The organism is Nannocystis punicea, assembly GCF_026965555.1.
GTDB classification, from domain to species: domain Bacteria; phylum Myxococcota_A; class Polyangia; order Nannocystales; family Nannocystaceae; genus Nannocystis; species Nannocystis punicea.
In genome coordinates this window covers 5,437,395-5,450,531 of sequence record NZ_CP114040.1, presented here as the reverse complement: position 1 = coordinate 5,450,531, position 13,137 = coordinate 5,437,395, and the positions used below count along the sequence as shown (strand labels likewise).

7 protein-coding genes are annotated in these 13,137 nt (G+C 72.0%); 1 reads left to right on the top strand and 6 read right to left on the bottom strand.

The annotated features are described in order from the left end of the window. Positions 1-52: 52 nt before the first annotated feature. Positions 53-1,741 (bottom strand): tetratricopeptide repeat protein, encoded by a 1,689-nt coding sequence (locus O0S08_RS21055; protein WP_269040991.1) that lies wholly within the window; start codon positions 1,739-1,741, stop codon positions 53-55. A 162-nt stretch (positions 1,742-1,903) separates the two neighbouring features. Here O0S08_RS21055 and O0S08_RS21050 point away from each other — a divergent pair, with 162 nt between their 5' ends. Next, positions 1,904-2,884, top strand: coding sequence for a beta-ketoacyl-ACP synthase III (locus O0S08_RS21050; protein WP_269040990.1), 981 nt, complete (start codon positions 1,904-1,906; stop codon positions 2,882-2,884). Between the two features lie 451 nt (positions 2,885-3,335). Here the strand turns inward: O0S08_RS21050 and O0S08_RS21045 are convergent, their stop codons facing one another. From O0S08_RS21045 to O0S08_RS21025, 5 genes are all read right to left on the bottom strand, one after another. Further along, positions 3,336-3,686 carry a type B 50S ribosomal protein L31 gene (locus O0S08_RS21045; protein ID WP_269040989.1) on the bottom strand — a complete coding sequence of 117 codons (351 nt, stop codon included), beginning with the start codon at positions 3,684-3,686 and terminating at the stop codon, positions 3,336-3,338. Between the two features lie 25 nt (positions 3,687-3,711). Further along, entirely contained in the window at positions 3,712-4,017 is a 306-nt protein-coding gene (gene rpsN, locus O0S08_RS21040) for a 30S ribosomal protein S14 (protein ID WP_269040988.1), read from the bottom strand. Between the two features lie 67 nt (positions 4,018-4,084). Further along, positions 4,085-5,035, bottom strand: a complete 951-nt coding sequence (locus O0S08_RS21035; protein WP_269040987.1) for a pseudouridine synthase — start codon at positions 5,033-5,035, stop codon at positions 4,085-4,087. A 1,011-nt stretch (positions 5,036-6,046) separates the two neighbouring features. Next, positions 6,047-9,088, bottom strand: coding sequence for an SMC-Scp complex subunit ScpB (gene scpB, locus O0S08_RS21030; protein ID WP_269040986.1), 3,042 nt, complete (start codon positions 9,086-9,088; stop codon positions 6,047-6,049). 163 nt (positions 9,089-9,251) lie between these two features. Continuing rightward, on the bottom strand, positions 9,252-13,109 hold the full coding sequence (locus tag O0S08_RS21025) for a segregation/condensation protein A (protein WP_269040985.1): 3,858 nt from the start codon (positions 13,107-13,109) through the stop codon (positions 9,252-9,254). Positions 13,110-13,137 lie beyond the last annotated feature (28 nt).

Below are 13,137 nucleotides of genomic sequence, written 5' to 3'. Positions count from 1 at the left end.
CCGCGGGTCGTGCAGCGGCGATCGGCGCCGGACGACGGCGGGCTCAGCGGCGTCACAGGTCGATCGTCACCCGGGTGTAGGGCTCGGTGACGAAGCTGGAGACCTTGCCGTTGATCCGGAAGTACGTCAGGCCCGGGTCGCGCACGGTCAACTCGGCGCCCTCGCTGCCCGCGGGCACGAGGATCGTCTGCTCGCTGCCGGTCTTGACCCCGACCTCGCCGGCCGCGCCGCTCTTGAAGCGGATCTTCAGGATCGCCGTGCTGTCGGCGTTGAACTCGACCGGGAACGGGTAGAAGGCCCGCAGCTGACGGTCGAGGTTGGCCATGCGCGCGTCGATCCCCGGCCCGCGGAACAGGTAGCCCTCGCCGAGCCCGCGCGCTTGTTCGCGCGCCCACGCCAGCTCCGACAGCGCCTCGCCGTAGCGGTTGACCTCGTCGTTCGGGTACTTGATGATCCCGCTCTTCTTGAGCTGGCGGACGATGCCCTTGTTGACGCCCGCAGCCGGGGTGATGACGAGCATCTCGGCCATCGCCACGTGGACCTCGGGCGTCTCCGCGCTGGCCGCCTGCGCGCGCGCGAGCGCGGCCTTCGCTCCCTCGACGTCGCCCTCGGCCAGGCGATCGGCGACCTGCATGCTCTCGAGGATCGCCAGCACCTCCGCGTGCCCCTTGGTCTCCTTCGGCAGCGCCTTCACCACCTGGATCGCCTTCTCGGTCTCGTGGTTGCCGCCGATCGCCAGCGCCCGCAGCAGCTTGATCTTGTCGTCGCCCGGCAGGAACTCCATCGCCAGCCGGAAGTTGTCGTCGGCCTCGGCGAGCTTGCCTTCGCGCAGGTAGCCGACGCCCTGCAGACGATAGATGTCGGCGAGGAACCGCTGGAACTCGGTCTTGCGGTTGGCCGGCAGCGTGTCGGTGTGCGTCGAGCCGAGCATGGTCCGCGCGCGCGTGATGGCGACGTCGACCTTCTTCTGGCGGTACAGCTCCTGCGCGACGCGCAGCTGCAACACGTACCAGCCGTCCCCGCCCGCGCCCGGGGGGAAGAAGTTGAGCCAGCGATCGCAGGTGGCGACGTCTCCGCGGCTCGCCGCCGCCAGCACGGTTCGCTCGCGGAAGCCGAGGAATTCCGTCTGGGCCGCGGTGTCCTCGGGGCGGATCAGCGGCACCGCCTTCTCGATGGCGCGCGTCATGCCCTCGAGATCGCCGAGCTGTTCGCTGCTGCGCGCGACCGCCAGCGCCGTGGTGGCGTCGGGGATGAGCTCGGTGGCCCGCGAGTAATCGGCGCGCGCGCCCTCGAAGTCCTTGGCCGCCTCGCGCTTGCCGGCGCGCTCGAGCAGCAGCACCGAGAGGTAGCGCTTGCACATGTCGCAGTTCTTGCCGTCGCCCTCGCCGAGCACCTGGATCGCCTCGTCGAGGCGGCCCTGCGCGTGGATGACGCGACCGAGGAGATCGACGGCCTTCTCGTCGCCCGGGGCCAGCGTCAAGCTCTCGCGCACGAGCTGCTCGGCGGCCGCGGGATCTTGCTTGGCCTTGGCCTGGGCTTGGGCGAACTTGAGCGACGCCAATTCACGCTGCGCCGCCGCGCGGTCCTCGGGATCGCTCGCCATCGACTTACGCAGGTACTGCTCGGCCCTGACGTCATCGTTGGCGTTACGGGCGACCCGGGCCTTGTCGAGCGACGAGGCGCACGCGACGAAGGTCGAGGCCGCCAGGAGAGTTGCGCAGGCAATGAACGTGGAGCGCATACGGGCGAGGGGCAAAATGGCCCCGGTACTGTACCAGCCCGGGAGCATGTCCCGGCAATTGCGTGCAAAACGACGTGTGTTGGCTCCATCGTGCCGCGGCCGGCGCTGCCGCACATCCTTGTCGATTGCCGTGCAGTCGCAGGGTGAGCTAGCAGGTGACGCATGCGCCGGTTCAAGATCCTCGCCACTGCGCGCGCCTTGCCGCCGCGCGTGCTGACGAACGCCGAGCTCGAGACGATGATCGACACCACGGATCAGTGGATCGTCGAGCGGACGGGAATTCGTGAGCGCCGGATCGCGGCTCCCGAAGTCGCGACCTCCGACCTCGCCGCCGAAGCGCTGATGTCGGCGTGCAGCGCCGCCGGCATGGGGCCCGACGCGATCGACGTCCTGATCGTCGCCACGTCGACCCCCGATACCCTGTTCCCGTCGACCGCGTGTTGGGTGCAGCACAAGCTCGGCCTGCGCGGGCCCGCGGCCTTCGACGTCAGCGCCGGCTGCTCCGGATGGCTGTACGGCATGGAGCTCGCGGCCAGCCTGATCGCCGGCGGGGGCGCCCGCACCGCCGCCGTCGTCGGCGCCGAGGTGATGAGCAAGGTCGTCAACTGGGAGGACCGCAGCACCTGCGTGCTGTTCGGTGATGGCGCCGGTGCGGCGATCCTCACGGCCTGCGAAGAAGATCGCGGCCTGCTCGGCTCGGCCTGGGGCGCCGACGGAACCCTCGCCCGGGTGCTCTACCAGCCCGCCGGCGGCTCGCGTCAACCGGCCAGCGCCGAGAGCGTCGCGGCCAGGGCCCACACCGTGCACATGGAGGGCAACACCGTCTTCAAGCACGCCGTCACCGCCATGAGCGAGGGCGCGATCGAGGCTTTGAAGCGCGCCGGCGTGGCCCCCGAAGACGTGACGCTGCTCATCCCGCACCAGGCCAACACGCGCATCATGGAGGCCACACGGGCCCGCACGACGATCGCCCCGGCGAAGATGGTGTCGATCGTCGATCGCTACGGCAACATGTCGGCCGCGACGATCCCCGTCGCGCTCGACGAGGCCCGCGCCGCCGGTCGCGTGCGCGACGGAGACATCGTCGCCATGACCGCCTTCGGCACCGGCTTCACCTGGGCCGCCCAGGTCCTGCGCGTGTGATCGCGGGCGCCGCCTCGGCGCCGAAGACCGCCGCACAACCTGGCCTTCGAGACATGTGACTCGCTCGCCATCGGCGAGTCAGACCATGTCCTCAAGGACATGCGCCGAAAGACAGCGCTCGGGAGCTCTCGCCGTGGACGAGCGCCCGGATCCGAGGCGCCCGGCGGAGCGAGCGGCGCTGCTTCGCGGCGAGGTGCCCGCGTAGCCGGTCGACGAGTCGTCCGTGGACGAGCGCTCGGATCCGCGGCACGGCGAGCGGCGCCGCTTCGCCGCGAGGTGCGGCGTAGCCGGTCGACGCGTCGTGCCGGCGTAGCCGGTCGACGCGTCGTGCCGGCGTAGCCGGTCGACGCGACGACGCGCTGCATCGGACCCAAAGCAAAAGCGCATCACGACCCGGAAGTCGTGACGCGCGTGGAGTTCGGTCGCCGGACCGCGGGGTCCGGCGTGGGACTCACTTCTTCTTCGCCTTGCCGGCGGCCTTGGCGGGCGCAGCGGCCTCGACCTTGGCGGGCGCCGGAGCGGCAGCGGCGGCCGGCTTCGCGGCGGCCGCAGCAGCGCCGCCCTTGACGCCGTAGCGGCGGCGGAAGCGGTCCATGCGGCCCTCGGTGTCGACCTCGCGCGATTGGCCGGTCCAGAACGGATGGCTGAACGACGAGATGTCGACGCGGACGACCGGGAGGTCCTCTCCCTTGTGCGAGCGCGTGTCGCTGCCGGTCATCGTCGAGTAGGACACCCACTCGTCACCCGAGGCGGCGTCGACGAACAGGACCTTGCGGTAGCTGGGATGGATTCCGGACTTCATGACTCTCCTGCGGCGAGCGACGAGTTCACCAGCTCGACTTGGTCACGCCCGGCAGTTCGCCCTTGAGGGCGAGCTCGCGGAGCATGTTCCGGCACAGGCCGAACTTGCGATAGACCGCCTTGGAGCGGCCCGTCAGCATGCAGCGCCGGGTCTTGCGGGTCGGGCACGAGTTCAGGGGCAGCTTGGTGAGCTGCGCCGAGATCGCGAGCTTGTCGTCGAGATCGATGTTCGGGTCCTTGAGCTTGTCGCGCAGCTCGCCGCGGCGGGCAGCGTACTTGCTGATCAGCTTGTCGCGCTTCTTGTCGCGCAAAACTTGAGAGTTCTTGGCCATACGAAGTCCTGGCGGAAATTGTCTTCACGACCCCTGCGGGTCCTGAACGACGAGCGGGGCGCGGACACTACCCCGCCCGCTTCCCCGGCGCAAGCCGGGAACGCGCCCGTCCGCCCGCAGCGGGGGTCGAATCCTCGCCTCCATGGCGGGCGCGGGCCTTGGCGCCCGGATGCGCGGCCGGCGACGCGGCGGCCATCAGGTCGTAGACCTCGGTGGGGGTCAGCGGACGAAACTCACCATCTGCCAGCCCATCCGCCGTGACATCGCCGATGGCGACGCGGATGAGCTTCAGGACCGGTCTGCCGATAGCCTCGCCCATGCGGCGAATCTGCCGGTTCAGGCCCTGTCGCAGCGTGATCTGCACCCAGCTGTTGGTCGCGGTATCCTTGATCACGCTGACCTCGGCCGCCGGGCGAGTGACCGTCCCGTCCTCGAGCGTGACCCCGTTGGCCAGGGTGCCGAGCTCGGCCTCCGTGAGCTTGCCCTGAAACTTCACGTGGTAGGTCTTCGGGATCTCGTGCCGCGGGTGGGTCAGCGCCGCCGCGAGATCGCCGTCGTTGGTCAGGATGAGCGCCCCGCGGGTGTGAAAGTCGAGGCGACCGACCGGGTAGATCCGCTGCGCCAGCTCCGGGAACAGCGACAGCACCGTCGGGCGCCCCTCGCCGTCTTTCGGGCCCTCGGCCGAGCAGACCACGCCGTCGGGCTTGTTCAGCAGGAAGTACACCTTCTTCTCCAGCTGCACGCGGCTGCCCCGGACCTCGATCACGTCGCGGTCGGGGTCGACCTTCGTGCCCAGCTCCGTGACCCGCTTGCCGTTCACCTTGATCGCTCCGGCCGCGATCAGCTCCTCGGCCTTGCGCCGCGAGGTCACGCCGGCCGCCGCCAGCGCCTTCTGCAGCCGCACCGTCGGCGGTCGCAGGATCTCCGGCGCCGCCGCGCTCCCCTTCGCCTTCGCCTTCGCCGGGGCCTTCGCGCCGGTCCGCGTCGCGGCCGCCCGTTCGGCGCGCCGCAGCGCCACCGCGTCGGTGAGACCGCGCGGCGCCGAACTGTCCTTCGGAACAGCCGACCCGCGGGCCTTCCCGCCGCGCGCGGTGCCGGTCGCGCCGGCCTTCCCGCCGCGCCCGCCCGACCTGTCCCCGCGGACGGCCGCGCTCCCGCGCCCCGCCGCTTCCGATCTGTCCCCGCGGACAGCAGCCCCGCTCGACCTGGCCCCGCGGACAGCCGCGCTCCCGCGCCCTGCCGCTTCCGACCTGTCCCCGCGGACAGCCGCGCCCCCGCGCTTCACCCCCGCGCCCCGCCCCGCTCCACGGGCGGGCGACTTGCCGTCGCGAGCAGCCGCTCCCGACCTGCCCTTTGGGGCAGATCGCTCGCCGGCGCCGGCGCGCGGCCTGTCCTCCCGGACATCTTCCAGGTCCGCGAGGACCTCTCGGTCCCGCCTGCCCTCATCGCGCACCGCCCCTTTTCCGCGAGCGGCGCCCTGCGACCTGTCCGTGCGGGCAGCCCGCCTGCCACCGGGCTCGCGGACAGCCCGCCCGCCACCGGACTCGCGGACCGCCTTGCCCGCGCGACCGGCGTGCGACCGATCCGCTCGGGCGGGCTCCCCGCCGTCGTGGTCCGCCGCCGCCCTGTCGGCCCGTCCGCGCCCGGGGGCGCCGACTCGCGCGCCCGCGCCGCGAGACCCTCCGGTCGTCCCGAACGACCTGCCTCCGCGGACATGCTCTCCGCGACCTGGCGCTTCGGACCTGCCTTTTCGGCCACCCGGACCGCCCCTCGTCTCCGCGCCGTCCGCCCCTCTGTCCCGCGTGACAGAGCCGGCCTCGCCGGGCCGACCCCGCCCCGACGCGCCGGCCGGACGCGCCCGCGTCCCGCCCTTGCTCGCCGGACGAGCGGCCGCGGACGTGTCTCGACGGCCCTGCGCCTTGCCCTGATTCCGGGCGCCCTGCGACCGCGTGGCGGCCTTCGGTCCGCCGGCCCTGCCCTGGTTGGTCGTTCGCTTCATGCTCGCTGCTCCTCTGCGCCGCCTCGCGGCTCAATCCTCGTGTTCATCGTCCCCGGCCGCCGGCTCGCGCCGCGGCCGTTGCGGCGTCGATCGCCCGGTCGTCGCGTCCTCGCGCCCGTAGGAGGGCTCGTCGGCCGCTGCCAGCGCGCGCCCGCCGTCATCTTCGTCCCACCGCTTGCCGGCCGTTTCACCGTCGGCTCCTGCGTCGTCGTCGTCGGCGCTCTCGCGCCCGTCGTCGGCCTCGCCGTCGCGCTCCGCCGCGTCCTCGTCGGACATGTCTTCGAGGACAGCCTCGACATCCGCGTCACGCTCGGCAACCTCGTCGAAGGCGCCCGAATCCGCCGCGTCGAACTGCCCGTCCATCTCGCCCGCATCCTCATCGCGGGTGACGAATTCGCCGTCGTTCCCGCGTCCGTCGTCGGCGACGTCCTCCGCGCCCGACGCCTCGTCGCCCCACTCGCGTACGTCCTCGTCGACGTCGAAGCTCACCCGGCGAGCATCGTCGCTCGGCGCGGCTTCATCGACATCTTCCGGGTCCGACGCGTCATCAGCCCCATCGTGCGCGTCCTCGACGTCGTCCGCGCGATCATCGCTCGCCGCGGCTTCTTCGTCGTCCGCCCCGTCGTCGCTCGCCTCGGCTTCTTCGTCGTCCGCTTCTTCATCGCTCGCGGCAGCGTCGTCGTCGTCCGCTCCATCGTCGCTCGCTACCTCGTCGCTCGCGGCAGCGTCGTCGTCGTCCGCTCCATCGTCGCTCGTGACCTCGTCGTCGTCCTCGGCCGCGTCGCTCGCCGCCTCGTCGTCGTCCTCGCCCTCGTCGCTCGCCGCCTCGTCGTCCGATCCATCGTCGCTCGCGGCGGCCTCGTGGTCACCCGACTCGTCCGCGTCGTCCGCATGCGACTCCTCGTCGGCATCCATCGCCGCGACTTCGTCCGCCGCCTCGCCCTCGTCCCGACCGAGCACGTCGTCCCCATCCAGCGTGGCGCCTCGCTCATCCGCGGCGTCCGCGACATTCGCTTCCGCCCCCTCGTCCGCGTCGTCCGCTGCCGCGCCCGAATCCTGCGCAGACTCGTCGTTCACGTCACGCGTCGCGCGGGCGTCCGCGACGTCCGCGCGCGATTCGGCGTCCGCTGCCAACGCAGCGCCCTCAGCGTCCGCCCGGGCCTCGCCCCGCTCCGACTCGTCCTCCGCTACACGCAGAGCGCTCTCGTCGCGGTCGTCCACGATATCCGAATTCGACTCGACGTCCGCGTCGCTCGCCGCCTCCTCGTGATCCCCGGCCCCATCGGTCCGCTCGGCCTCCTCCTCTGCCCGCGGTCCCTCGCCGTCCACTGCCTCGCCCTCGCCCCTCACATCAGCAGATTCGCCGTCCCCCGCACTCGCCTCGCTCCGCGCCTCCGATGCCGCGCCGTCCGATGCCGCCGCACCGTCCGTGGCCTCGCCGCTCGGCTCCGACACGGCTCGCCCCGCGCCGTCGGCAGCGCCGGATGCCCCCGCCTCGCTCGCCTGCGACGCCTCGCCGCCCTCCGCTGCGCCCTCGCCCGGCGCCGCCGCTCCTGCCTCCAGGGACATGTCCGAAGCACCCTGTCCGTCAGGACCGGTGAAGCCGAGCACCTCCTGCCCGAGCGCCTCGGCGATCTGGAGGTCGCCGAGACGCTCGCGCACGGTCGCCTTCGACTCCTCCGACAGGTCACGGAAGTCACGCAGGGTGGGCAGGTCGCGCAGCCCGCGGAGGTTGAAGAACTCGAGGAACCGGACGGTCGTCCCGTACAGCAACGGACGCCCCGGCTCGTCCTTCTTGCCGACGATCTGGATCAGCTCGCGCTCGAGCAGCGACTTCAGCACCGCGCCACTGTCGACGCCGCGGATGTCGTCGATCTCGGGCCGCGTGACCGGTTGTCGGTAGGCCACGATCGCCAGCGTCTCGATCTGAGTCCGGCTCAGCTTCGCCGGCTTGGCCTGCAGCATCTTCTGCACCCACACCGCGTTCTCGGGGTGCGTGCGGAACTGGAACCCGCCCGCGACCTGCGCGAGCACGATCCCCCGCGTGCTCGTCACGTCCATCAAGTGCCGCAGCGCCAGCTGGATCTGCCGCTGACTGGTCTCCTGCAGCACCTTGCGCAGGTCCTTGACCGACAGCGGCTTCGCCGCCGAAAACAGGAGGCTCTCGAGGATCGACACCAGGCGCGCCGAGGCCTCGCCCTCGATCCCGCGCAGGTCGTCGTCCGGATCGATCGGCAGCTCGTCACTCAGCACCACGCCCGGGGTGGCCGCCCGCGGCGCCGAAGCAGCAGCCAGCGCTGCCGTGATCGGATCCTCCGGACCTGCTCCCTCGGGCAGATTCTCCGCGCCGCTCGGCGTTCCGTCCGCCGGAGCATCACCCTGCCCCTCGGCGCCGGCGCGCTCGTCCGCCTCCGACGCTTCGGCGCCGCTCTCGGCCCTTCCACCTGTCTCATCGGACAGCCCGGGGACTTCGCTCGCTACCGGCTGGGAATCAGCCGCGGGAGCCTCGCCTCGCTCGTACAGAGCAGAGTCGGCGCTCTGCTCGTCGCTCGCCTCGTGCTCCGCGTCGCCTCCCGCCGCATCTCGCCCGTCGGTCCCCAGTTCCCCCGGCTCGCCCGGCTCGCTGCCGGCCCCGGCGCCTCTGTCGGCATCCCCCAGCTCGCCGCCGGCTCCGACGCCCCCGCCAACATCTCCCAACTCGCCGCCAGCCTCGACGCCCCTGTCGGCCTCCCCCGGCTCGCCGCCAGCCTCGACGCCCGCCTCCGCTTCGCCGCCCGCCGGCCCGCGCTGACCGCTCGCGCGTCCCGCTCCGCGGCTGCGACGTCCCGTGCGAGCGCGCGGCGCCTCGGCGTCCGTAGAGCCGCCCTCGTCGCCGCTGCTCTTGCTGCGGGCCCCGGTCCGGCCGCGACGCGAAGCACGCGACCGCGATCCGCTCTCTGCCTCGGCCGGCTTCGTGTCGCCGGACTCCGCGGCCTCACTGCTCGACGCATCCTCCGGAAGACCCCCGCTGCTCTCCTCGAGCGGCGCGTCGCCGGCGTCCTCGACCGAAGTCGCTGCCGCAGCCTCGTCCACCGCGCTCGCGGCCTCGTCGCGCTCGGGCTCCGCCGTCGTGTCGGTCGACTCGGGCGTCTCGGGACCGACGGCCGGCACGCTCTCGCCCGCGTGTACCCGCGGCGGGGCCTTCAGGCCCGTCTTGCGCGGCTTTACCATGTCCTACCCCCTGTCACGGCCGCCGTCACTGCGCGTCATCCTCATCGTCGTCGACCTCGCCGAGCTCGCGCGCGCCGAGGCCCTCGCCCGTGTTGAGGAATAACCCGCCGGCCGCGTCCTCGTCACTGTCCGAATGGACAGGTTCACCGCCGCTGCCCGCATCTCCGGCCCCCGCGTCGACGTCGGCTCGGCGAAGAGCCTGGATGTCCTCGGAGACATCTTCACTCTCCGCGGCCGCCTCTCGCATGTCCTCAAGGACTTCTTCGCGCCCCTTGGCCGCCTCCTGCATGTCCGCGACCTGCATGTCCTCGGGGACATCTCCGCTCTCCGCGGCTGCGTCCTGCATGTCCTCGGGGACTTCTTCGCTCCTCGCGGCCGCCTCCTGCATGTCCTCGGGAATTTCTTCGCTCCCCGCAGCCGCCTCCTGCATGTCCTCGGGGACATCTTCGCTTCCGGCCCCTGCGCCCTGCATGTCCTCGGGGACATCTTCGCTCTCGGCGGCTGCCTCCTGCATGTCCCCGAGAATTTCTTCGCTCCCGGCGACTGCCTCCTGCATGTCCTCGGGGACATCTTCGCTCCCGGCCGCGGCCTCCTGCATGTCCTCGAGGACTTCTTCGCTCTCCGCGGCGTCCTGCATGTCCTCGAGGACTTCTTCGCTCCCCGCAACTGCGTCCGGCCGCTCCTCGTCCCCCGACGCCGTGATGCCTTCCGCCGAAGTCTCGACGTCGCTACCGGCGCCAGCCTGCGACTCGTCCGCGCCCTGCGGCCCCCCGACACCATCGTCCTGGTCGTCCACGCCCCAGGTACCGGGCGGGACAACAGCGCTCTCCCGCACCCCGGCACTCAGGCTCGTCGTCTCGATCGCCCGCGACCAAACATCCCCGCCGCCGGGCGCCGAGCTCTCCGCCAATGTGTCCTCATGGACATCCCCGCGGCCCGACGCTTCGCCGAGCTCCTCCAGCGCTTCGCTGGGACGAGGGCTCGCGTCGGCCTCGTCTTCGCGCGCAGTCACATCGACGTCCTGGCGCACCTGCGCCGACGTGACCTCGAGGACATCCTCCGGCCTCCACGCCTCGGCGCACGGCTCCGCGTCCGACGTTGCGTCGGGCTCGCTCGCCCACTCGGATTCCGCGCGCGCCTGCCCCTTGCTCGACGAGGCATCCTCGAGGCCCTGCACCTCCGACGTGTCTCCGCGGACATCCTCGCCCCGCAGTGCGTCGTCGATCGCGTCTGCGCACTCCGGCTCCGACACATCGCTCGCCGTCTCGGCATCTCGTGCCACCTCCGTGCTCGGCGACGCAAAAACGTCGATCTGGACGCTCCCCACCGACGTGTCTCCGAGGACATCTTCGCTCGTCGGCTCTTCCGCGACCGGGACTTCCGCCTCGTCGAGCTCGCTCCACGAGCGGACCGCTTGCGCCTCGGCCGGCTTCGGCGACGCAACGACGCCGCCATCCTCAGAATGCTCCGTCGATAGGTCCCCAGGGACATCCTCGCTCGTCGGCACTTCCTCGACCGCGACTTCTGCCTCGTGCGCCTCGCCCGACGAGTCCGGCATGACCACCGGGACATCACTCGAGGTGTCGAAGGCGTCCGCCGGGCCGACGCTCACCCCTTCGACCGCTCGCACCTCCTCGGCGGCTCCCGACGCATCGAGACCGCCATCCGGCGATGTGTCCCCGAGGGCATCCTCGCTCTGCGCAGCAGCACCCGCTACAGACGTGTCCGCAACGGCATCGTCGACGACGGGTCCAGCCGTGACCTCGACTGCATCGCTCGCCGTGTCGACTTCCCACGTCGCCTCGGCCCGCCGCTTCGAACCGTAGCCGTCATTGTCGGCGCTCTCCGCCGACGTGTCCCCAGAGACATCTTCTTCGCTCGGCTCACGCTCGACAGCAACCGGCTCCTCGGCGTCGCTCCCCGTGTCGACCCCGCCCGCTTCGAAGCTCTCCGCCGGCGTGTCCCCAGAGACATCTTCTTCGCTCGGCCCGCGCTCGACAGCAATCGGCTCATCGGCGTCGCTCCCTGTGTCGATCCCGTCCGCTTCGAAGCTCTCCGCCGACGTGTCCCCGGAGACATCTTCTTCGCTCGGCCCGCGCTCGGCAGCGACCGGCTCCTCGGCGTCGCTCCTCGCGTCGACCCTGCCCGCTTCGAAGCTCTCCGCCGACATGTCCCCGGAGACATCTTCTCCGCTCGGCCCACGCTCGACAGCCTCGACCGCCTCCGCAGCATCGCCCCCGAGGTCCTCTGCGGCCGGAGGTCCGTCGCCGTCCGCTCCCGCCTCCTCCGCGGTCCCGACCCCGACGAGCGCGTCGTCCTCGTCATCCTTCGACGTGTCCCCGCGGACATCTTCGCCCCCCGGCGCGCTGCCGCTCAGGGCCTCGTCCGCCAGCTCGGCCTCGCGCGTCGCCGCGTCCGCCGTCTCCGCCTCATCTTCCACGGGCCTGCTCGCACCGGCAGCCCACGCGTCCCCCTCGACACCCGCGTCCGCCTGGAGCCCTGCCGCTGCTGGCTCGGGGAGGCCCGCCGAGCCTTCGCCAGCCGAGCCGTCGCCCGCCGAGCTGTCCGAAGGGACATCCTGCTCCGCGTCGGCCACCGGGCTCGACCCCGCTGCCGCTTCTGCGAGCCTGCCCCGTCGCGTCCGGCCGTCCTCCTCCCGCGGCACCTCGGCGCTCGTCCCCTCGACGATCACCAGCCGCCCGTCGCGGAAGTCCTCGATCTCCTCGTCCCTGTCCTCGAGGACATCCCGACCCTGCCGCGTCGGCCGGCCCTCGGCTCGGCGGACGCGCGGCGCCGGGCGGGCCTCGTCGTCGTACTCGGAGGCGGGGTCGTTCGCCGCCACGTCCTCGCCCTCGTCGGCGTAGCCGACGACGGGCTCCTCGGGCTCTTGCACCGACGCCAGCGCCTCGGCGAGCAGCGCCGCCTCCTCGACCGCGTCGAGCTCGGCCTCCGTGCGCGGCGGCTTGCCCTCGCGCGCCGGCGGGGGCGCGCCCTCTTCGCCGGCTTTCGGCTTCGGCGCGCCGAAGCTGGCGTCCTCGTCGTAGTCGGCCAGCGCCGCCTGCGTCTGCTCGGCCGAGGCGCGGCGGTAGATCCGGATCGTCGGGCTCTCGTGCGGCTGCTGCACGCCGGCGACCCCGAGCTTCACCATCTCGAGGATCGACATCAGCGTCACCACCATCATCGCCCGCAGCTCGCGCTCGCTGTTCCAGGTGCGGTTCAGGAACAGCTCCTCGAACTCGAAGTGCGGCTTCTCCTCGAGGATCAGCGCCAGCTGCTTGATCCGCTGGGCCACCGTCACCGCCTCGATCTGGACCTCGTGCGTCGACTTCACCTTCGCGCGCGTGAGCACGCGGTAGTACGCCTCCGCGAGGTTGAACAGCGACACCGGCGCGAGCCCGGGGTCGATCGGCGGCATCACCAGCTCGGCGCCGCGGGCGAACACGTCGCGACCCGACACCGGCAGCGAGTCGAGCTCGGCCGCGGCCTGCTTGAACCGCTCGTACTCGACGAGCCGGCGGATCAGCGCCTCGCGCGGGTCCTCGCCCTCCTCCTCCTCGCTCTGGCCCGCCTCGCCCGCGCGCGGCTCCGGCGGCAGCAGCTCGCGGCTCTTGAGGTACGCCAGCGTCGCGGCCATCACCAGGTAGTCGCCGGCGATCTCGAGGTCGAGCTGGCGCATCACGTCGAGGTACGCGAGGTACTTCTCGGCGACGAACGAGATCGGGATGTCGAGGATGTCGAGCTCGTGCTTGCGCACGAGGTGCAGCAGCAGGTCGAGCGGGCCCTCGAAGACCTCGAGCTCGACCGAGTAGATCGGGCTCGACGGACCCTTGCGCTCGCGCGCGCGAGGGGCACCCTCGCCGAGGCCCGTGCTTCCCTGCTCCATCGCCCGCTCCCGCTCGCTCACGCCGCGC